Annotated in this window: 21 protein-coding genes; 12 read left to right on the forward strand and 9 right to left on the reverse strand. The window is 61.2% G+C overall.

The genetic code is table 11. From position 1 onward, the window contains the following. Nucleotides 1–11 precede the first annotated feature (11 nt). On the reverse strand, nt 12–965 hold the full coding sequence (locus tag L6D63_RS08150; RefSeq protein WP_095668881.1) for a methyltransferase: 954 nt from the start codon (nt 963–965) through the stop codon (nt 12–14). Nucleotides 966–975: 10 nt separating this feature from the next. After that, nucleotides 976–2,355, reverse strand: a complete 1,380-nt coding sequence (locus L6D63_RS08155) for an iron-containing redox enzyme family protein (RefSeq protein ID WP_131671264.1) — start codon at nt 2,353–2,355, stop codon at nt 976–978. 357 nt (nt 2,356–2,712) lie between these two features. On the opposite strand from L6D63_RS08155, the gene L6D63_RS08160 reads away from it, so the two are divergent. After that, nucleotides 2,713–3,171 carry an REP-associated tyrosine transposase gene (locus L6D63_RS08160; protein ID WP_095668879.1) on the forward strand — a complete coding sequence of 153 codons (459 nt, stop codon included), beginning with the start codon at nt 2,713–2,715 and terminating at the stop codon, nt 3,169–3,171. A gap of 93 nt (nt 3,172–3,264) precedes the next feature. Here L6D63_RS08160 and L6D63_RS08165 read toward each other — a convergent pair whose 3' ends face one another. Continuing rightward, complete coding sequence (locus L6D63_RS08165; RefSeq protein WP_131671263.1) at nt 3,265–3,990, reverse strand: tellurite resistance TerB family protein; 726 nt, start codon at nt 3,988–3,990, stop codon at nt 3,265–3,267. 250 nt (nt 3,991–4,240) lie between these two features. Here L6D63_RS08165 and pcsA point away from each other — a divergent pair, with 250 nt between their 5' ends. Next, entirely contained in the window at nt 4,241–4,963 is a 723-nt protein-coding gene (pcsA, locus tag L6D63_RS08170; protein ID WP_047293445.1) for a phosphatidylcholine synthase, read from the forward strand. 137 nt (nt 4,964–5,100) lie between these two features. Here the strand turns inward: pcsA and L6D63_RS08175 are convergent, their stop codons facing one another. Both L6D63_RS08175 and L6D63_RS08180 read right to left on the reverse strand, forming a co-directional pair. Continuing rightward, nucleotides 5,101–5,913 (reverse strand): class I SAM-dependent methyltransferase, encoded by an 813-nt coding sequence (locus tag L6D63_RS08175; RefSeq protein ID WP_131671262.1) that lies wholly within the window; start codon nt 5,911–5,913, stop codon nt 5,101–5,103. Nucleotides 5,914–5,943: 30 nt separating this feature from the next. Further along, a complete protein-coding gene (locus L6D63_RS08180) occupies nt 5,944–6,216 on the reverse strand; it encodes a DUF4242 domain-containing protein (protein WP_047293441.1) in 273 nt (90 codons plus the stop codon). Nucleotides 6,217–6,444: 228 nt separating this feature from the next. Between L6D63_RS08180 and L6D63_RS08185 the strand changes: the two genes are divergently transcribed. Further along, entirely contained in the window at nt 6,445–6,906 is a 462-nt protein-coding gene (locus L6D63_RS08185) for a GNAT family N-acetyltransferase (RefSeq protein WP_047293439.1), read from the forward strand. Between the two features lie 44 nt (nt 6,907–6,950). Here L6D63_RS08185 and L6D63_RS08190 read toward each other — a convergent pair whose 3' ends face one another. Then, nucleotides 6,951–7,214 carry a DUF2790 domain-containing protein gene (locus tag L6D63_RS08190; RefSeq protein ID WP_047293437.1) on the reverse strand — a complete coding sequence of 88 codons (264 nt, stop codon included), beginning with the start codon at nt 7,212–7,214 and terminating at the stop codon, nt 6,951–6,953. A gap of 296 nt (nt 7,215–7,510) precedes the next feature. Between L6D63_RS08190 and L6D63_RS08195 the strand changes: the two genes are divergently transcribed. From L6D63_RS08195 to L6D63_RS08210, 4 genes are all read left to right on the forward strand, one after another. Beyond that, complete coding sequence (locus tag L6D63_RS08195) at nt 7,511–8,251, forward strand: response regulator (RefSeq protein ID WP_047293435.1); 741 nt, start codon at nt 7,511–7,513, stop codon at nt 8,249–8,251. After that, nucleotides 8,248–9,558, forward strand: a complete 1,311-nt coding sequence (locus L6D63_RS08200) for a sensor histidine kinase (RefSeq protein ID WP_095668874.1) — start codon at nt 8,248–8,250, stop codon at nt 9,556–9,558. The genes L6D63_RS08195 and L6D63_RS08200 overlap by 4 nt, the downstream gene beginning before the upstream one ends. A 207-nt stretch (nt 9,559–9,765) precedes the next feature. Beyond that, complete coding sequence (locus tag L6D63_RS08205; protein ID WP_047293431.1) at nt 9,766–10,812, forward strand: class I SAM-dependent methyltransferase; 1,047 nt, start codon at nt 9,766–9,768, stop codon at nt 10,810–10,812. A 153-nt stretch (nt 10,813–10,965) separates the two neighbouring features. Next, entirely contained in the window at nt 10,966–11,808 is an 843-nt protein-coding gene (locus tag L6D63_RS08210; protein ID WP_047293429.1) for an NAD-dependent protein deacetylase, read from the forward strand. Nucleotides 11,809–11,926: 118 nt separating this feature from the next. On the opposite strand, the gene L6D63_RS08215 is transcribed toward L6D63_RS08210, so the two are convergent. After that, entirely contained in the window at nt 11,927–12,802 is an 876-nt protein-coding gene (locus L6D63_RS08215) for a LysR family transcriptional regulator (RefSeq protein WP_047293426.1), read from the reverse strand. A gap of 265 nt (nt 12,803–13,067) precedes the next feature. Here L6D63_RS08215 and L6D63_RS08220 point away from each other — a divergent pair, with 265 nt between their 5' ends. The 3 genes from L6D63_RS08220 to L6D63_RS08230 are packed head-to-tail and all read left to right on the forward strand — an operon-like array spanning nt 13,068 to nt 15,649. Continuing rightward, the gene (locus tag L6D63_RS08220) at nt 13,068–13,766 is read left to right on the forward strand and encodes a CoA transferase subunit A (RefSeq protein ID WP_121186122.1); all 699 of its coding nucleotides are present in this window, start codon (nt 13,068–13,070) and stop codon (nt 13,764–13,766) included. A gap of 24 nt (nt 13,767–13,790) precedes the next feature. After that, nucleotides 13,791–14,456: a CoA transferase subunit B gene (locus tag L6D63_RS08225; protein ID WP_047293423.1), complete on the forward strand. Its 666-nt coding sequence runs from the start codon at nt 13,791–13,793 to the stop codon at nt 14,454–14,456. 11 nt (nt 14,457–14,467) lie between these two features. Further along, a complete protein-coding gene (locus L6D63_RS08230; protein WP_131671261.1) occupies nt 14,468–15,649 on the forward strand; it encodes an acetyl-CoA C-acetyltransferase in 1,182 nt (393 codons plus the stop codon). A gap of 246 nt (nt 15,650–15,895) precedes the next feature. Here L6D63_RS08230 and L6D63_RS08235 read toward each other — a convergent pair whose 3' ends face one another. Then, nucleotides 15,896–17,215 carry an Nramp family divalent metal transporter gene (locus tag L6D63_RS08235; protein ID WP_041073538.1) on the reverse strand — a complete coding sequence of 440 codons (1,320 nt, stop codon included), beginning with the start codon at nt 17,213–17,215 and terminating at the stop codon, nt 15,896–15,898. A 143-nt stretch (nt 17,216–17,358) separates the two neighbouring features. Next, nucleotides 17,359–17,895 (reverse strand): chalcone isomerase family protein, encoded by a 537-nt coding sequence (locus L6D63_RS08240; protein WP_047293419.1) that lies wholly within the window; start codon nt 17,893–17,895, stop codon nt 17,359–17,361. A gap of 131 nt (nt 17,896–18,026) precedes the next feature. On the opposite strand from L6D63_RS08240, the gene L6D63_RS08245 reads away from it, so the two are divergent. After that, on the forward strand, nt 18,027–18,821 hold the full coding sequence (locus L6D63_RS08245; RefSeq protein ID WP_121186128.1) for a hypothetical protein: 795 nt from the start codon (nt 18,027–18,029) through the stop codon (nt 18,819–18,821). Nucleotides 18,822–18,896: 75 nt separating this feature from the next. Next, nucleotides 18,897–19,463 carry a DcrB/PsbP domain-containing protein gene (locus L6D63_RS08250; protein WP_131671260.1) on the forward strand — a complete coding sequence of 189 codons (567 nt, stop codon included), beginning with the start codon at nt 18,897–18,899 and terminating at the stop codon, nt 19,461–19,463. Nucleotide 19,464 lies beyond the last annotated feature (1 nt).

The following is a 19,464-nucleotide window of genomic DNA, read 5'->3' on the forward strand; positions in this document are numbered from 1 at the left end:
CCTGCCTTGTGTCAGCCAATGCGGGTCACGGTCAGCGCGACCACGGCGATCCGGTCTACACGCTGGTAACCGGGGTTCAACAATTCTTCACCGAACACGTCGGGATCCAGTTCGCGATAGGTCCAACCGAATCGCGCCGAATCCAGGCGTGGCACCACGGTGTCGAAAAACGGATCACGGCCATCGACCATGGCCACGCCGGTATACAGCAGTAACGAGCCGCCGGGTGCCAGCCGATTGAGCGCCTGTTCGACGATGCGCAGCGACAACCCGGCCCCGAGTGAACCTCCACCATTTCGGTAAGCGCGCCCGGCCGGATCGGCCATGTACGGCGGGTTGGCGACGATCAGGTCGAAGTCGCCGTCGGTACCCTGCAACACATCGCTGGCCTGCACCTCGACGTTAACAACCTCGGCCAATGCCGCGTTGATCGCGGTCAGGCGCAGCGCGGCGGGGTTGATGTCCACCGCCAACACCTGCGCTTCGCGCCGCGCGCGGGCAATCAGAATCGCGCCGACGCCCGCCCCGCATCCGATATCCACCGCACGCTGGATCGGTGCAAAGCTCTGCTGCAGATGTGCGTGAATCAACTGCGCGAAACGGTAGGTGTCCGGACCGAAAAACACCGAATCGGCGGCATCGGTAGGAAAGCCCGAATGCACGAACAACAGGTCATCCAGACTCGACCAGCGCACCCGGCTTTTCAAGCGGCCGTCGTAGGCGTCAATCACTTGCGCCTCCTGCAACTGCCGCTGCTCTTCGGCGGACAACAACCCCGGTTCAAACGGGCGCGACCAGCCGAAGACATCACGCAAGGTATCGGCCACCTGCCCCTCGTCCCGCTGGTTGACCCGCTGATGGGTCAAAGGCGTCGGCGTGATGAAACGATAACCGTCGGCCTGCAAGCGTCGGCCGAGCTGCAGCAGTGTGAGGTCGTCGGCAGACAAATGTTCTTCCTGATTCATGGAGAATTCCTTAACGCAGACTGGATTTGAGTTCGATGAAGCGACGCGTTGCCAACAGCCCCGCCGGGTGGGCATGGCGGGCCGGTGACAGCCATGGGATCAGCGTGGCCATTTGCGCGTGTCCGTCCTGGCCTTGTAGCGCGCAGGTCAGACGCTGCACATCGGGATCATGTTCGGGCACGGCGGCGTCCGGGGTGGCGACCTGACGGCTGCGTCTTGGCGTCGTATTCCTCTCCGAGGACGTCCAGTCGCCGGCGATCCAGTCGTGCAGCAGTTGCTTTTCATAAGGACTGAACACGCCGAACATCGCCGCACCGTCGCCGTCGATCAACTGCCAGAAACGGCTGGCCTGCGGATCTTGATTGCGCTTGATCCAGCCCTTGTCCTGCATCACCTGCAGAAACCCGGGCAGTTGCTCGGGCGTGGCCAGCCACTGATTGACGGTTTTGCCGTCGAAGCGGCAGTAGTCGGAATGCATGTGCTGACCAAACGGACGCTTGCGCTCGAGCATCGCCAGCACTTCCTGTTCCAGGTCGAAACCCTCGATGATGGCGCGGCTGCCCTGCCCCAGATCGTTGAGTCGATAGCCAAGCGCTACCCGGCGCAGAAACTCGCTGCGATCCGCTTCCAGCGGCAGCAGGTCGAGCACCGCCTGCACGGCTTTTTGTGCATGGCCGGTGCTGGCGTTATCGATGGTCACATGCAGGGTGAAATAGTACGGATCGATGCCCAACTCGCTGAGCTCATAGGCACTGATCAGCAGGTGCAGCGGCAATTGTTCGTAACCGAGGTTGTAACCGATCACCTCCGGCAAACAAGCTTCACCGCAGGCACCGAGTGCCAGTTGCAATGCACCTTGCAGGTAGCGCTCATCGGCGATGGCGCTGGCATCCTGCAAACCGTGTTCAGCGAGCAGTTTGCGATAGATCACCACATGGTTTTGCGCAGGATTGCCGTCGCCGAGTTCTTCCAGATAGGTACACAGCAAGCCGTCAAAACGCGGGTCGCGCCATTGCGCCAACAAGCCGTACAGCCACGCGCCATCCACCAGTTTGGTCGGTGCCACGGCTTGCAGAAAGTACAACGCATGAGCCTTGTTGCTGAAGTACTGGCGCGGTCCGCCCGCCTGACGCTGTTGCAGGTAATCGGCGTACTGCCGGGCAACTTCGGTGCAGTGCCCGGCGACCCAGTCCTGCCACACCGACGGATCCTGCGGCAGTTCTTCAGGCAGCAGCGCGGCGCGCTGCAACTGCTCGGCGAGAAAATCCTGCGCGAGGGTGTCAGGCGAATGCTCGAGCAGCAGCGCCTCATAAATACGCCGCAAATCGCCGTCGGCAGTGATGGGCTGTTGCTGCGCGCTCGGCGCCTGCAGAGGGGTCAGGGCAGTCATGTCAGTGTTCTCGTTCGGTTGGCCGGTCAGGGCGTTGTTTCACGCCTCTACATCAGCAGAGCAACCGCTACGGAGAAAAATTCAATCGACATGAAAATTGCCCTGACGGACGGCGATCAGCGCCAATTCTCTTTCACTTGGTCACTTGGTCTCTTTACCACTGGATCGCTTGACAGATTGACCGCTTGACCGATTGATCACTGTAGGAGCTGCCGAAGGCTGCGATCTTTTGATCTTCAGAAATCAAAAGATCGCAGCCTGCGGCAGCTCCTACATTTACATCGTGTAATGGCTTCGGTTCGCAGATTGTTTTGGGAGCGCTAGTGTTGAAGGACGATGGTTACGGAGGGCAATGGAATGCCTGAAGCTGCAAAAGCCTGCGGTTTACGCAAGGGACGCTATTCGGAGGTTGGGCGGGTTTATTTGCTGACGGCGGTGGTTAAGGAGCGTCGGCCGGTTTTTTCCGACTGGAAAGTCGGAAGATTATTGGTTGAGCAGATGCGCGCGGCAGATGAGGCAGGATTGGGCGTGTCTTTGGCTTGGGTGGTCATGCCGGATCACCTGCATTGGTTGGTCGACCTGAAACGAGGCTCCTTGGCCCAGCTGATGTGCCGCGTCAAATCGCGTAGCTGTCGGTCGGTAAACCTGATGTCTGGCAGTCAGGGAGGCCTGTGGCAACGCGGCTATCACGACCGAGCTCTGCGTCGCGATGAAGATTTGAAAGCGGCTGCCCGCTACATTGTCATGAATCCATTGCGGGCCGGTCTGGTAAAGCGCCCGGGTGATTACCCGCTATGGGACGCAGTATGGCTCTGAAGATCAAAAGATCGCAGCCTTCGGCAGCTCCTACATTTGGAACGATTTTCCCCTGTAGGAGCTGCCGAAGGCTGCGACCTTTTGAGTTTTGCTTCAGCCCTGCCCCTTGGCCTGCTGCTCCAGATGCACCTGCAATTGCGGATCGATCTGCAGCGCGGCAGCCAGTTCATCCAGGTAGTTGCGTTCGGCGTCTTGCTGGTGGTCCACCAGGATCACGCTGACCAGGTACATCTCGGCAGCCATGGCCTGGTCGTCGTTGGCCGCCTGCGCGACTTCGTTCGCATCCAGCGGTTTGGCAACTTCAGCGTTAAACCATTGCTGCAATTGTGGATCGTCGGTGTGTTTGCCAATCTCTTCATCGATCATCTGCCGTTCCCGGTCATCGATCTCACCATCAGCCTTAGCTGCCGCGATCAGCGCCCGCAGCACAGCATGCCCGTGCTCCTCGACTTCGGGCCCGGCCAGCAGATTTGCGGTTGGCGGAATCTGTTGTGGCGCCGCCGACGCCTGACTGCGCTGCCAGGCCTGATACGCCTGGAACGCCATCATTCCCAACGAGGCCAGTGCCGCATAATGGGTGCCGCCGGAACGACTTTGTGTACCGCCGCCACCGCCGCCAAGCAAACCACCCAGCAATCCACCCAAACCGCCCAGCCCACCGGACTGCGCGCCACTGGCGCCTGTACTCGCGCCGCCGCCCAACAGGCCACCGAGCAAGCCGCCCAGTCCGCCCAGACCTGCGCCGGCCGAGGCGCCACTTGGTTGTCCCGCCGAGGCCTGGCCTCGCAGCAGTTGTTCGAGCAAATCGCTGGTGTTCATGATCTCGTCCTCAGGCATTGGCATTCACCGCGTCAGGCAACAATAGACCGGCGCAGCCATCGCGCCAGCACCGTCTGGCTGACACCGGCGGTTTTCGCCGAGGTATTTTTCGAGCGGCCAGCTAAGATTCAACGGTGGTGAACCTTATCCCGGCCAAACCGGTCGATAGCTGCAACCCCGACCCGGTTTGCCGGCGCCCTTTGCTCGAGGGTGATACCCGGCTTGCTTCATTTTTCTGGAGAACGCCCCCGTGATATCGACCGTACACATCGCCAGGCTCAAAGCATGGGGCGCCCATGGTTTTACCGCGACCGGCGTGGTCACTGCCTTTCTGGCGACCCTCGCCCTGCTGGAGAACCAGCCGACCCATTGCCTGATGTGGCTGGGCGTGGCATTGATCGTCGACGGCCTCGACGGGGCGCTCGCGCGCAAGGTCAATGTGCAATCGGTGCTGCCGAGTTTTGACGGTTCGATCCTCGATCTGGTGATCGACTACCTGACCTACGTGTTTATCCCGGCGCTGTTCATCTACCGCTACATCCCCCTGCCCGACTACACCCTGCTGCTGAGTGTGTCGCTGATTCTGGTGTCGTCGCTGTTCTGCTTCTGCAACGTCAACATGAAAAGCAAGGACAACTATTTCGTCGGTTTCCCCGCCGCGTGGAACGTGGTTGCCCTGTGCCTGTACATCATTGGCCCGGGACCGTGGATCACTTTTCTGACCATCATTGGCCTGGCGCTGCTGACCGTCACCCGCATGAAGTTCCTGCACCCGTTCCGTGTGCGCCGGTTCATGCCGATCAACATCGCGGTAACGGCAATCTGGCTGTTGTGCAGCCTGTCGCTGGTGCTCAATCACCCGGTGATCAATCCGCCGGTGATGGGGTTGTGGCTGCTGATGTCGGCGTACTTTCTGGGGATCTGCATCTGGCGTACGGCGCTGGAGTGGGTTGATGGGGCACACCTGAAATAGCGCCAGACCTGCCAAACACGAATACCTGTGGGAGCTGGCTTGCCAGCGATTTCGTACTGTCAGTCGACATCGTTTTGACAGGACGGCCGCCATCGCTGGCAAGCCAGCTCCCACAGGGATTGGCATTGTTCCGCCATTCAGCGTTTGGTGATCACCACCTCCAGATACTCGCTCGGCACCACCAGCGAACCGGCTCCCGCCCGATTCGAGCGGTTGAGCAAGTCCGCCAGATCACTCTCCAGCGCCTGACCGCTTTCCGGCGGCAATGCCGCGAAAGCCTTGTGCACCGGCCCGTACCAGTGACGGAAGATGTCGATGAAATGCGCCGCCGAGCGATAGCGGAAGTTGAACGAGCGGCGGGTGACCTGCAGTAGAAATTCGCGCTCATTGAAGTGGCTGTGCAACCACGCTTCGGTGCCCCAGTTCGACGGCGGCTGGGCCACGGCGGGAGGCGGGACGTGGCGACCAAGCACCTTGAACATCTGGCCGACGAAGCCTTCCGGCGTCCAGTTCGCCAGACCGATGCGCCCGCCCCTTCGGCAGACCCGCGCCAGTTCTGCAGCTGCAGTGGCCTGATCCGGGGCAAACATCACGCCGAAGGTCGACAGCAGCGCGTCGTAACTCTCGTCGGCGAACGGCAACGCTTCGGCATCGGCGACCTGAAAAATCACCTCCAGATGCTCGGCCCGCGCCCGATCCTGTCCACGCTCGAGCAGCGCCGCGACATAGTCGGTCGAGGTCACCTTGCAGCCACGCCGCGCTGCCGCCAGGGTTGCATTGCCGTTACCGGCGGCGACATCCAGCACCTCTTCATCGCAGCGCAGGTCGCAAGCCTCGGCGAGGTTTTCGCCGACGATCTGCAAGGTGGTACCGATCACCGCGTAATCGCCGCTGGCCCAGGCGACTTTCTGGCGCTCCTTCAGACCCGTCAGATCAATGGGCGTACTCATCAATCGTGCTCCGCAGCAGGTTGGAGAACTTCATTCAGCCGTGGTCGGGTCAATGACCGTCATCACCCGTGCCACGCTGTTGGCCGGGAAGCCGCCCAGCCTGGCGTGCTCGCGCACCTGCTCCTCGTCAGGGGCGATGTAGACGCAATAGATTTTGTCGGCCGTGACGTAACTCTGCAGCCACTGCACCTGTGGCCCGAGTTCACGCAACACCTGGCAGGAGGTTTGCGATACGGCTTTTAGTTCTTGCGGCGACAGCTTTCCGGCCCCTGGAATCTCGCGTTCAATCACGAATTTCGGCATGGCAACCTCGCGTTCTTTTTATCAGTGACAGGGACGGCAGTGGCCCTGCTCATCCACTATCGCGCCGAGGGTCGATGGCGTCCCTGCCAATCGTCCGAAGAGCCTGGAAAACCCTGGCTTGGCCGATGAATGGCGGCTTTTTGTAAAGGCCTCGAGACACTTCGAGATTGCCATTGCATGGGGCATTCGGTTTTTATGCTTTCCCGTGTTCCGTGAATGGATTCCATCATGTCCCTGCGTCTTGAATGGCTCGTCGATCACCCGCAGCACAGCGACACTTACGCCGAGTGGATCCACCGCCAGTTTGCCTACGAATATACCGAGCAACCCTTGACCGAATGGCAACGCGAGTTCGCTGCCGGCCAGAACAATGGTGACTGGTCGTGCCTGATTGCGCTGGACGGCGAGCGCCTGCTCGGCGGTGCGGCACTGGCCCGGGCGGACCTGGCGCTGCGTCCGGATCTCGGCCCGTGGCTGGCATGCGTGTTTGTCAGCCCGCAAGCTCGCGGCCAGGGGCTGGCAGAACGGTTGATCGACGGCATCAGCCAGGCGGCGAAACAGCGCGGCTTCGCACGCTTCTATCTGCACACACAGAACAAGCAGGACTATTACGCCAAACGCGGCTGGACAGTGCTGGAGCGCTTTCGCGCCTGGGACAACGAGCAATGGCTCATGGTGCGCGACCTGTGAGCCATTGATATGCGCGGGCGGTGACTCTCGATGCATCTGAGCACTCAGTTCTGGTTGTTGCAGCCATCGGCGAATTTACGGTAATCCAGCACTTGGGTTTTGCCTGCCGAATCGAGGTAGGTCATGCGCGCATCGACAATGCCGCAGGTCACAGAGGTGTCCTGGGTCATCGACAGCACTTTCTGCACGTCCAGGTGCGTGCCGTAGGTGTAGGTGTGCGGGGTGATATCGGCTTCGGCACGGGCCGACAGGGTGCAGATGTTCAGGGCGGCGAACAGGCAGGCGGCGATCACGGATGTGCGGGTCATGGCGGTTACCTCAAGGCGTGGGTGGGTTGAGCCGAGGCAAGCTGGATGCGCCTCGATGGAGCCTATTTGAGGCGCTTGAGGTATCACGTCTGTGTCTGGAAATGCCCGTTATGACGCGTTGTGTATCTGCGCCACCCGGAGATACACAGCGATACAAAACCCTGAAAAAATCGCGTTTTTGCGTGTATCTGTATCCGTCATGGCGCCAGATACACTGCAATACAAACCCCGGCAGGCAAGCCGGCGCAGGCTCGATAGACTGCATGGCATTGCCCTTTGATAGAGGTTCTGCACCGATGGAACATGTCGATCACATTCTCATCGTCGACGACGACCGCGAGATCCGCGAGCTGGTTGGCAATTACCTGAAAAAGAACGGCCTGCGCACCACCGTGGTCGCCGATGGCCGACAGATGCGCAGTTTTCTCGAAGCCAACACCGTCGACCTGATCGTGCTCGACATCATGATGCCCGGCGACGATGGTCTGCAGTTGTGCCGCGAGTTGCGCGTGGGCAAACACAAGGCCACGCCGGTGCTGATGCTCACCGCGCGCAACGATGAAACCGACCGCATCATCGGCCTGGAAATGGGTGCAGACGATTACCTGACCAAACCGTTCGCTGCCCGCGAACTGCTGGCGCGGATCAACGCCGTGCTGCGGCGCACGCGGATGCTGCCGCCAAACCTGGTGGTCACCGAAAGCGGTCGGCTGCTGGGCTTCGGCCGATGGCAGCTGGACACCTCGGCCCGTCACCTACTGGACCAGGACGGCACGCTAGTCGCGCTCAGCGGCGCCGAATACCGTTTGCTGCGAGTGTTCCTCGATCACCCGCAACGGGTGCTCAGCCGCGATCAGTTGCTCAACCTGACCCAGGGGCGCGAGGCCGATCTGTTTGATCGTTCCATCGATCTGCTGGTCAGCCGCCTGCGCCAGCGTCTGCTCGACGATGCGCGCGAACCGGCTTACATCAAGACCGTGCGCAGCGAAGGTTATGTGTTCTCGCTGCCGGTGGAAATTTTCGGGGCTTCGGCATGAGTTTCAGGCTGCAGTGGCCACGAACGCTGGCGTCACGCTTGTCGCTGATCTTTCTGGTCGGGCTGATCCTCGCTCAGGCGCTGTCGTTTGGCGCGCAGTACTACGAGCGTTTCCAGAGTGCCCGAAGCACCATGCTGGGCAATATGCGAAACGACGTCTCGACGTCGATCGCCATCCTCGATCGCTTGCCCGCGCAGGAACGGCCCGCCTGGCTCAAGCAACTGTCCCGCACCAACTACGACTATCTGTTGAGTGTCGGCGAATCCGGTGCGCCGCTCGACCCCGAGGCCGACGAGGTGCCGGTGGCCGTGACCTCGATCAGCGCCGCGCTCGGCGGTGCACACCCGCTGGGCTTCACCCGGTTTGCCGGGGAGCAAAAACACTTTCAGGCCCACGTCAGACTCAGCGACGGCAGCCCGGTGACGATTGATGTGCGTCCAGCCATGCCGCCCTTGTCGCCGTGGCTGCCGGGGGTTTTGCTCGGACAACTGGCGCTGTTGATCGCCTGCACCTGGCTGGCGGTGCGCATTGCCATCCGCCCCCTCGCCCGCCTCGCCAACGCCGTGGACACCCTCGATCCCAACGCCCATCCCGTGATGCTCGACGAGCAAGGCCCGATCGAAGTGGCCCACGCCGCGCGGGCCTTCAACGCGATGCAGACACGCATCGCCGCGTATCTGAAGGAGCGCATGCAACTCCTGGCAGCGATTTCCCACGACCTGCAAACCCCGATCACCCGCATGAAGCTGCGTGCCGAGTTCATGGACGACTCAGTGGAAAAAGACAAACTGTGGAGCGACCTCGGCGAAATGGAGCACTTGGTCCGCGAAGGCGTGGCCTACGCCCGCAGCATCCATGGTTCGACCGAAGAAAGCCGGCGCACCGACCTCGACGCCTTCCTCGACAGCCTGGTGTTCGATTACCAGGACATGGGCAAGGATGTACGCCTGATCGGCAAGAGCGCGGCGGTGATCGATACCCGCCCCCAGGCACTGCGGCGGGTGCTGGTGAACCTGACCGACAACGCGTTGAAATTCGCCGGTGCCGCCGAAGTCTGGGTCGAAGCCCACAAGGATAGCCTCGCAATCACCGTCATGGATCGTGGCCCGGGCATCGCCGATGCCGAACTGGCGCATGTGCTGCAACCGTTCTATCGCGTGGAAAACTCGCGTAATCGTGATACCGGCGGTACCGGTCTGGGACTGGCGATCGCTCAGCAACTGGCCATGGCCCTCGGAGGTTCGCTGACCCTGAGCAATCGCGAGGGCGGTGGGCTGTGTGCCGTGCTGAAGCTGCCGCTGCGCTGACCCCCGCACAGATCCCTCATCGGAATTGCAGGCTCACACAGCCTGCAAGGTTGACCCGGCCCGGCTAGACTGATTCATTACCCAGTCGAGGGGGAATGCAGGACGACGTCAGCTGTGCCCTGCCCATTTCCGTGACCATCGCCCTGCGGCCCATGCCTCGACAACGTTTTGCCACCGGACGGTGATCCTGTATCAGGAGCACTCGTGATGGACGAATCAAGACTCAACGCATTCATGGGCAAACTGGTCAACGACATGGGCGGCGCCGCAATGTTGGCAAATGTCATCGTTGGCGAAGAACTCGGGCTGTATCGGGCAATGGCCGACAGTCAGCCGATCACCCCGCAAGCCCTCGCTGAAAAAACCACCTGCAATCCCCGACTGGTGCGCGAATGGCTCAGTGCGCACGCCGCGTCCGGCTACATGGAGCATCACGATGGCCAGTTCCGTCTGCCAGAAGAACAGGCGCTGGCACTCGCCGTCGAAGACTCACCGGTGTACGTCGCCGGCGGACTCGGCGTGGTGGCCTCGTTTTTCCACGACAAGGACAAACTGGTCAAAGCCATGCGCGGCAACGGCGCCCTGCCCTGGGGCGATCACCACCCGTGCATGTTCAGCGGTACGGAGCGCTTCTTCCGCCCCGGCTATAAGGGGCACTTGATCGCGGAATGGCTGCCGGCGCTGGACGGCGTGGTGGCCAAACTGGAAAAAGGCGCCAAAGTCGCCGACATCGGCTGCGGCCACGGCGCTTCAACGGTGATCATGGCCCAAGCGTTTCCCAAATCGCACTTTGTCGGTTTCGATTATCACGCGCCGTCAATCACCGTCGCCACCCAGCGCGCCGAAGAAGGCGGTGTCAGCAGCCGGGCAGAATTCTTCCAGAGCACCGCCAAAAGCTATCCCGGTGACGGCTATGACCTGATCTGCTATTTCGACTGCCTGCACGACATGGGCGACCCGGTCGGCGCTGCGCAGCATGCGTTCAAATCATTAAAGGACGACGGCACGGTGTTGTTGGTCGAGCCATTTGCCAACGATACGCTGGACGACAATATCAACCCGGTCGGACGCCTGTTTTATGCGGCCTCGACCTTTATCTGCACGCCGAATTCGCTGTCCCAGGAAGTCGGCCTGGGGCTCGGCGCGCAGGCGGGTGAAGTGCGCTTGCGCAAAGTGTTTGCCGAGGCTGGGTTCAAGCACTTCCGCCGGGCGACGCAGACGCCGTTCAATCTGATTCTGGAGGCGCGCAAATAATTCACCGCTATCACCTGTGGCGAGGGAGCTTGCTCGCGCTGGACTGCGCAGCAGGCCTGTTTTTGGGCTTGCCTTGCAATCCAGCGGGAGCAAGCTCCCTCGCCACACGGTTAATGCTAACCTGCGAGCACCGTCCTCCCCGGAGTGCTGAGCATGCTCGACAGCCCGACCCGCGAACACTTCAACACCCTGTGCCAGGCCATGGCCGATGGCGATTTTCTGGTGCTGACCGGCGCCGGCATCAGCACGCCATCGGGCATTCCGGATTACCGCGATAACGAAGGTGTGCGCCGGGGCCGGCAACCGATGATGTATCAGGAATTTCTCGCCGCTCCCGAATCCCGCCGCCGCTATTGGGCGCGGGCCATGCTTGGCTGGCCCCGGGTGCGTCAGGCGCAACCCAACGCGGCGCATACAGCACTGGCGGATTTGCAGCGCCAGGGACGGATCAGCGCCTTGATCACACAGAACGTCGACACCCTGCATGATCAGGCCGGCAGTCAGGATGTGATCGAATTGCACGGCAGCCTGCACCGGGTGCTGTGCCTGGATTGCGGCCAACGCAGTGCGCGCGATGAGATTCAGCAACGCATGGTCGAGCAGAATCCGTATCTGGCCGGGGTCGATGCGGTGCAGGCGCCGGACGGCGATACCCTGCTCGATCCGGCCTTCGAGGCGCGCTTTCAGACGCCGCAGTGCCCGTATTGCGACGGGGAGCGGATGAAGCCGGACGTGGTGTTCTTTGGCGAGAACGTGGCGCAGCCGACGGCGGCGCGGGCCATGGCCGCAGCGGAAAAAGCCGAGGGTTTGCTGGTGGTGGGTTCGTCGCTGATGGCGTATTCAGCGTTCCGTCTGTGCCGGGTGATCGCCGATCGCGGCAAGCCGTTGCTGGCGATCAATCTGGGCAAGACCCGCGCCGATGATCTGTTGGATCTGAAGATCGAGGCGTCATGCGAACAACTGCTGCCGTTGCTGGCGCAACACTTATCTACCTGAATACCGAAAATCCCTGTAGGAGCTGCCGAAGGCTGCGATCTTTTGGTTTTGTTTTTTAGAAGCAAGATCAAAAGATCGCAGCCTTCGGCAGCTCCTACAGGGGTTAAACGTTTGAAGATCAGTGTTCGGCTTTGAGGATGTCGAACAGCGCCTGCGCCGCTGCCGACAGTTCATTGCCGGGCTCGGTCAGCACGCCAATCGCTCGCTCCACCGAATCATTCAAGGTCAGGCAATGCGCGCCCAGTTCGAGCATCTGCTCGGCACACAACGCCGGCACTGCACTCACTCCCAGCCCGCTGGCGACCATGCGCCCGACGGTTGCCAGTTGATGGCTTTCGAACTCCACCGGGAGCTTCATGCCCCGGGCCAGCAAGTGTTCTTCGAGCATCACCCGCACTGTCGACGGCCGTTGCAGGGTGATGAACGGTTCCTGCAGCAAGGTCTGCCAGTCGATTTCGCCAAGCCTGGCCAGCGCTGAATCTTGCGGCACCACCGCGACAAAGCGGTCCATGTACAGCGGCGTGAACGTCAGCGAGGTGTTCTGCATCGGCTCGAACGCGACACCCAGTTCCACGTGGCGGTCGCGCACCATTTCCAGCACTTGTTCGTTGATCACGTCGTTGACCGTGACATTGACGTTTGGATAGCGCGCGCGAAACGTCTTGAGGATCGGCGGCAACAGGTTGCCGGCAAACGACGGCATCGCCGCCAGCGTCACCCGTCCGCGTTGCAGACTGAAACGCTGGCGCATTTCGTCTTCGGCGTTGTCCCAATCGGCGATCAGGCGCCGAGCCAGCGGCAGCAGCGATTCACCCTCGGCGGTCAGCGCCACATTGCGCGTGTTGCGACTGAACAACCGCCCGCCCAAACCCTCTTCCAGCGCCTTGATGGTCAGGCTCAGCGCCGATTGCGACAAGTGCAGACGCTCGCAGGCCACGGCGAAACTCAGGCTCTGGGCCACGGCGAGGAAGGCGCGGATCTGCTTTATCGTCATAATGGATAACGCCCTGTTAGCGATATTGCCGGATAAACACCGTATCCATGTAGGAGCTGCCGCAGGCTGCGATCTTTTGATGTTGTTTTTTAGGATCAAGATCAAAAGATCGCAGCCTGCGGCAGCTCCTACAGGGTAACAGCCAAATTTATTGAGTTTTATCTATTAATCAACCTTAAAAATCAACTTAACAAATATATCCTCCAGCGCGACACTCCAGTCATTCGGCTAGCCAGCCGCCCGACAAACAATAAAAGAGGTGCATATGGCAGGTTTCGACAAGCGCGTGAGTTCCTACGAGGAGGCCATGGCGGGTCTTGAAGACGGCATGACCGTGATTGCCGGCGGCTTCGGCCTGTGTGGCATCCCGGAAAACCTGATCGCCGAGATCAAGCGCAAAGGCACCCGCGATCTCACCGTGGTCTCCAATAACTGCGGCGTCGACGGTTTCGGCCTCGGTGTGCTGCTGACTGACCGCCAGATCAGCAAAGTGATCGCCTCCTACGTCGGCGAAAACAAACTGTTCGAAGAGCAGCTGCTCAAGGGCGACATCGAAGTCATCCTGACCCCGCAAGGCACCCTCGCCGAGAAAATGCGCGCAGGCGGTGCCGGTATCCCGGCTTTCTTCACCGCCACCGGCGTCGGCACTCCGGTCGCCGAAGGCAAGGAAGTACGTGAATTCAATGGGCGCAAGTACCTGATGGAAGAATCCATCACTGGCGACTTCGCCATCGTCAAAGGCTGGAAAGCCGACCATTTCGGTAACGTCATCTACCGTCACACCGCGCAGAACTTCAACCCGCTGGCGGCCACCGCCGGCAAGATCACCGTGGTCGAAGTCGAAGAAATCGTCGAGCCCGGCGAACTGGATCCGTCGCAGATCCACACCCCCGGCATCTACGTCGACCGGGTCATTTGCGGCACGTTCGAAAAGCGCATCGAACAGCGCACCATCCGCAAATAACTCAGGCTGACGGAGAATAAGAACATGGCACTTACCCGCGAACAAATGGCTCAGCGCGTCGCCCGCGAAATGCAGGACGGCTACTACGTGAACCTCGGTATCGGCATTCCGACCCTGGTCGCCAACTACATTCCCGACGGCATGGAAGTCATGCTGCAATCGGAAAACGGCCTGCTCGGCATGGGCCCGTTTCCGACTGAAGACACCATCGATGCCGACATGATCAACGCCGGCAAACAGACCGTCACCGCGCGCATCGGCGCATCGATCTTCAACTCCGCCGAATCCTTCGCGATGATCCGCGGCGGGCATGTCGACCTGACCGTGCTCGGCGCGTTCGAGGTCGACGTCGAAGGCAACATCGCCTCGTGGATGATTCCCGGCAAACTGGTCAAGGGCATGGGCGGCGCGATGGATCTGGTGGCCGGTGCCGACAACATCATCGTGATCATGACCCACGCCTCCAAGGACGGTGAGTCCAAACTGCTGAGCAAATGCAGTCTGCCGCTGACTGGCGCCGGCTGCATCAAGCGCGTGCTGACCGACCTCGCCTACCTGGAAATCGAAAATGGCGCTTTTGTCCTCAAGGAACGCGCACCTGGCGTCAGCGTCGAGGAAATCGTCGCCAAAACCGCTGGTAAACTGATCGTCCCGGATCACGTACCGGAAATGCAGTTCGCTGCCCAGTGAGGAATTCGAAAATGCAAGACGTCGTAATTGTTGCCGCCACGCGCACCGCGATCGGCAGTTTCCAAGGGTCTCTGGCCAGCGTGTCCGCGGTGGATCTGGGCGCTGCGGTGATCCGTCAGTTGCTGGAACAGACCGGTCTGGACGGTGCGCAGGTCGATGAAGTGATCATGGGCCAGGTGCTGACCGCCGGCGCTGGCCAGAACCCGGCGCGTCAGGCGGCGATCAAGGCTGGCCTGCCCCACGCCGTGCCAGCCATGACCCTGAACAAGGTCTGTGGCTCGGGCCTCAAAGCCCTGCACCTGGGCGCGCAGGCGATTCGTTGTGGCGATGCCGAGGTGATCATCGCGGGCGGTCAGGAGAACATGAGCCTGTCCAACTATGTGATGCCGGGTGCTCGCACCGGTCTGCGCATGGGTCACGCGCAAATCGTCGACACCATGATCAGCGATGGCCTGTGGGATGCGTTCAACGATTACCACATGGGCATCACCGCCGAGAATCTGGTCGATAAATATGAGATCAGCCGCGAGCAGCAGGACGCCTTCGCCGCGGCCTCGCAGCGCAAAGCGGCGGCTGCCATCGAAGCCGGGCGCTTCGTCGATGAAATCACCCCGATCCTGATCCCGCAGCGCAAAGGGGATCCGGTCGCGTTCAAGGTCGATGAACAACCACGCGGCGACACCACCGCCGAATCACTGGCCAAACTGCGTCCGGCGTTCAAGAAGGATGGCAGCGTCACCGCCGGCAACGCTTCGTCGCTGAACGACGGCGCCGCCGCCGTCATCCTGATGAGCGCCGAGAAAGCCAAGGCTCTGGGCCTGCCGGTGCTGGCGAAAATTGCGGCTTACGCCAATGCGGGGGTGGACCCGGCGATCATGGGCATCGGCCCGGTCTCGGCCACCCGTCGCTGCCTGGACAAGGCAGGCTGGAACATCGGCCAACTGGACCTGATCGAAGCCAACGAAGCCTTCGCCGCACAATCACTGGCGGTGGCCAAGGATCTGCAATGGGATCTGGACAAGGTCAACGTCAACGGCGGCGCCATCGCCCTCGGTCACCCGATCGGTGCGTCGGGCTGCCGGGTGCTGGTGACCTTGCTGCACGAGATGCTCAAGCGTGATGCGAAAAAAGGTCTGGCGACCTTGTGCATCGGCGGCGGTCAGGGTGTGGCGCTGGCGCTGGAACGCCCTTAACAATCGAGTTCATCGGCGGGCGGCGGATCCACGACATCCGCTGCTCGCTGGCAACAAAAAAACCGGTGCGACTTGCGTTGCACCGGTTTTTTTTGCCTGAATTTTGTGTCGATCTTCAGGGCCCCATCGCTGGCAAGCCAGCTCCCACAGGGTCTTGGGGTATACAAAGAATTTGAATCCACCCTCAATCACTGTGGGAGCTGGCTTGCCAGCGATGAGGCCGGTTCAGGCAGCACAAAACATGGCTCACACCACCATCTGCAGAATCAACCAGGCATTCGCCCCACTGATCACCACAAACAATCCCCACGCCAGCACCCGGGTCGGCAGCCGATTCACAAACGGCCCCATCAGTTGTTTGTCGCTGGTCATGCGGATCAACGGGTACAGCGCAAATGGCAGCTGCAGGCTTAACACCACCTGACTCAACACCAGCAATTTGCCCACCGCGTTGTCGCCCATCAGCCACACGCCAATGAATGCCGGGATCAACGCCAGCCCACGCGTGATCAAACGCCGCTGCCAGCAGGGAATCCGCAGGTTCAGGTAACCCTCCATGATTACCTGCCCGGCGATGGTCCCGGTGAACGTCGAGCTCTGCCCCGACGCCAGCAACGCGACGCCGAACAGCACACTGGCCAGCGCGCCACCGACCAGCGGGTCGAGCAGGTGGTAGGCGTCCTGAATGTCGACCACGTCGGTATGCCCCGACTGATGAAAAGCGGCCGCCGCCAGAATCAGGATCGCCGCGTTGACCAGCAGCGCCAGCGCCAGCGAGCCAATGGTGTCGATGCGCGCCAGGTTCACCGCGTCCTGCTTGCTGGCCAGATCCTTGCCGATCATCCGCGTTTGCACAATCGAGGTGTGCAGGTAAAGGTTGTGCGGCATCACCGTCGCGCCAAGAATACCGATCGCCAGGTACAGCGGCGCAGCATCGCTGATCGCCGAGAGCGACGGTTTGAATCCGGCGAACACCTGCGGCCAGTAAGGTTTGATCAGCACCAGCTCAACGAAGAAACACACGCCGATGGTCGCCACCAGCACCAGCATGATTGCCTCCAGCCGACGGAAGCCCCGGTTCTGCAGAGCCAGCACCAGCAGCGTATCGAAGGCAGTCAGGGCAATGCCGAAGGTCAGCGAACAACCCAGCAATAAATGGAAGGCCAAGGCACAGCCGAGCACTTCGGCCAGATCGGTGGCGATGATCGAGATTTCCGCCAGCACCCATTGCAGGCGCGCGGTCGGGGTGCTGTAGCGCTCACGGGACAATTGCGCGAGATCGCGGCCGGTGGCGATGCCCAGCCGCGAGCAGAGGCATTGCACGACCATTCCCGCCAGGCTCGCCAGCAACACCACGAACAGCAGGCTGTAACCAAAACGCGAACCGGCCTCGATGGCGGTCGCCCAGTTACCGGGGTCCATGTAGCCGATCGACACCAACAGGCCGGGACCGGCAAAACGCAGCACGCGTTTGAAGAACGAAGCGTTCGGATCGACCGCGACGCTGCCGGCTACTTCTGGCGGGCAGAACGGCGCAGTGGCGATTTTGGGTAAGCTGAATTTCACGCACACATCCAGAAACAAGTTCGAAAGACGCAGCTTAGAGGTTTCAGTTGAACCCTTGAAGAGCAAAAGATCGCAGCCTTCGGCAGCTCCTTCAGGATATGCATTCCAATGCAGGAGCTGCCGAAGGCTGCGATCTTTTGCTCTTAACGACTCACACCCAGTAACTGCTCGCGCAATTCGGGATTACGAGTACGCGGATCCAGCCAGATATCGAAAAACGCCCGGGCAAATTGCGGATCATCAATTTCGTGCTGCAACTGCTGCCCGACAAAGAATCGCGCACCCTGCCCCGGCAGGTATACGCCGGTAATCCGAGTGCCCGCCTGCACATCGACGAACGATTGCTGCATTTGTCCTTGCCACCTGGCCAGTTGCGCGGGACTGACGCCCGAGCCTGCCAGCCGTTTGATTTCATCGACACTGGCCTGCACCAGATCATCGCGTGAGATCTCGCGCCGGTAGATCAGCTCCAGGGCGAAGGGCTGTTCGGTCGACAATGGGCGTGCCGCGCTCCACAACCGGGCGTTGTAGACGTCGAAGCCGAACACGCTGAAATCGCCGGTGCCGATGATTTGCGCGCCGGGCACCGCGTCCTGCCAATTGGCCCAGGTCGGTGTAAGTAACAACGCCCACAAGCCGATGCCACAGCACCCAAGCAGCAACTTCGATGGTTTGTTCATTGCGGCATCGACCCCGGTAAACCCTGATCTTCAGAGCATAGCGGATATCACTCGCACACTTTGTATACAAAAATTGTCGATCAATGCGCCAATCGGTTACCTTGGCCGTTCCATCCCCGGAGGCCTCCCGCGTGCTGATTCTCAAATTACTGCTGATCCCCGGTTTTCTGCTGCTGATTTCCCTTGCCGGCAAGCGCTGGGGGCCGAGCGTGGCCGGGTGGCTGTCGGGGCTGCCGGTGGTGGTCGGGCCGATTCTGTTTTTCCTCGCCATCGAACAGGGGCCGCAGTTTGCTGCGCAATCGGCGGTGGCGGCACTGTCGGCGATGTTCGCCATGATCGCCTTCTGCATCACCTACGCGCAGGTGGCGCAGCGGGCGAACTGGCCATGGGCGCTGACGATTTCCCTGGCGGTGTGGGCGGTGCTGGCGCTGGTGTTGTCGCTGATTCCGTCGTCACTGACGTTCTCGGTCGCGGCGGCGGCCACTGCCCTGCTCGCCGCGCCGTACCTGTTCCCCAATGTGCAACCGGTGCTGAACGGCCCGGCACCGAAATCGGACAAACTGCTCTGGCGAATGATTGCCGGCGCGGCGCTGACGCTGTTGGTGACGATGCTCGCCAGTACCGTGGGCGAGCGCTGGAGCGGTCTGCTCGCGGTGTTCCCGGTGCTCGGCAGTGTGATGGCGGTGTTTTCTCAGCAGACTCGTGGCCCGGCATTTACCGCGGCATTGCTGCGGGCGACGGCGACGGGCATGTACTCGTTTTCGGCGTTTTGTCTGGTGTCGGCGCTGACCCTGCCAAGCCTCGGCCTCAGCGGATTCCTCGTCGGTGTCGCGGTGTCGGTGGCCATGCTCGGGGTCACCCGCAAACTGCTGGCCCGACCTGTTCCGGCAAAAAACCGTACTTCCGAGGCTGATGCGAACACCTGACAAACCGCGCTGGAATGCCAGGCATGCTCCGTGGGATCATCGCCGCCCTGGCGCGACCATCCCTCGGAGATTCACATGTCATTGCTCAGCAAGAAAGCCGTCGTCCTGTTGCTGGCGGCGGTCGCCGCTCTCGGCGCCCTCAACGCCCAGGCAGCCAAGCCCAAGGAAAAGGCCTCGACCAACAACGTGTCGATGCTCGACGGCAAGTTCACCTTCGTCCTGCCCAAAGGCTTCAGCGCCGACCCGCTGCCAGCCGGGCCGACCGGTGCCAAAGGCACGATGTACACCAATCAGGCGACCAAGACCGTGGTCATCGCCGCGGAAAACCAGATCGCCGGTGGCACCAGCGTGAAGGACAACGACAACGAATTTCTCGACGGCAGCCTGGCAAGTTTCATCGATGACCAGCGCAAGGCGCTGCCGGACTTCAACAAGCTCACAGAAAAGAGTCTGACCCAGAAAAGCAGTGGCCTCGGCGTGCGTCAGGTCGACAGCACTGCCACCCAAGGCGGCGGCCAGACACTCAATACCACCCTGCTCGCCGCCTCCGGCAAACGCATGGCCTTGGTCCAGGTGATTTCCCGGGCCAGCGACAAAAGCGGTCACGATGCGCTGGTGAAAACCATCCTCAAGGACAAGTGAC

Source organism: Pseudomonas parakoreensis, from assembly GCF_021602155.1.
GTDB classification, from domain to species: domain Bacteria; phylum Pseudomonadota; class Gammaproteobacteria; order Pseudomonadales; family Pseudomonadaceae; genus Aquipseudomonas; species Aquipseudomonas parakoreensis.

What these genes read in the sequence shown, in the direction of transcription:
- L6D63_RS08220 (WP_121186122.1), top strand. Translation starts at nt 13,068, where the DNA reads ATGGCAGGTTTCGACAAGCGCGTGAGTTCCTACGAGGAGGCCATGGCG.
- L6D63_RS08185 (WP_047293439.1), top strand. Translation starts at nt 6,445, where the DNA reads ATGTCCCTGCGTCTTGAATGGCTCGTCGATCACCCGCAGCACAGCGAC.
- L6D63_RS08155 (WP_131671264.1), bottom strand. Translation starts at nt 2,355, where the DNA reads ATGACTGCCCTGACCCCTCTGCAGGCGCCGAGCGCGCAGCAACAGCCC.
- L6D63_RS08190 (WP_047293437.1), bottom strand. Translation starts at nt 7,214, where the DNA reads ATGACCCGCACATCCGTGATCGCCGCCTGCCTGTTCGCCGCCCTGAAC.
- L6D63_RS08225 (WP_047293423.1), top strand. Translation starts at nt 13,791, where the DNA reads ATGGCACTTACCCGCGAACAAATGGCTCAGCGCGTCGCCCGCGAAATG.
- L6D63_RS08175 (WP_131671262.1), bottom strand. Translation starts at nt 5,913, where the DNA reads ATGAGTACGCCCATTGATCTGACGGGTCTGAAGGAGCGCCAGAAAGTC.
- L6D63_RS08205 (WP_047293431.1), top strand. Translation starts at nt 9,766, where the DNA reads ATGGACGAATCAAGACTCAACGCATTCATGGGCAAACTGGTCAACGAC.
- L6D63_RS08165 (WP_131671263.1), bottom strand. Translation starts at nt 3,990, where the DNA reads ATGAACACCAGCGATTTGCTCGAACAACTGCTGCGAGGCCAGGCCTCG.
- L6D63_RS08195 (WP_047293435.1), top strand. Translation starts at nt 7,511, where the DNA reads ATGGAACATGTCGATCACATTCTCATCGTCGACGACGACCGCGAGATC.
- L6D63_RS08200 (WP_095668874.1), top strand. Translation starts at nt 8,248, where the DNA reads ATGAGTTTCAGGCTGCAGTGGCCACGAACGCTGGCGTCACGCTTGTCG.
- L6D63_RS08250 (WP_131671260.1), top strand. Translation starts at nt 18,897, where the DNA reads ATGTCATTGCTCAGCAAGAAAGCCGTCGTCCTGTTGCTGGCGGCGGTC.
- L6D63_RS08215 (WP_047293426.1), bottom strand. Translation starts at nt 12,802, where the DNA reads ATGACGATAAAGCAGATCCGCGCCTTCCTCGCCGTGGCCCAGAGCCTG.
- L6D63_RS08180 (WP_047293441.1), bottom strand. Translation starts at nt 6,216, where the DNA reads ATGCCGAAATTCGTGATTGAACGCGAGATTCCAGGGGCCGGAAAGCTG.
- L6D63_RS08230 (WP_131671261.1), top strand. Translation starts at nt 14,468, where the DNA reads ATGCAAGACGTCGTAATTGTTGCCGCCACGCGCACCGCGATCGGCAGT.
- L6D63_RS08150 (WP_095668881.1), bottom strand. Translation starts at nt 965, where the DNA reads ATGAATCAGGAAGAACATTTGTCTGCCGACGACCTCACACTGCTGCAG.
- L6D63_RS08210 (WP_047293429.1), top strand. Translation starts at nt 10,966, where the DNA reads ATGCTCGACAGCCCGACCCGCGAACACTTCAACACCCTGTGCCAGGCC.
- L6D63_RS08160 (WP_095668879.1), top strand. Translation starts at nt 2,713, where the DNA reads ATGCCTGAAGCTGCAAAAGCCTGCGGTTTACGCAAGGGACGCTATTCG.
- L6D63_RS08240 (WP_047293419.1), bottom strand. Translation starts at nt 17,895, where the DNA reads ATGAACAAACCATCGAAGTTGCTGCTTGGGTGCTGTGGCATCGGCTTG.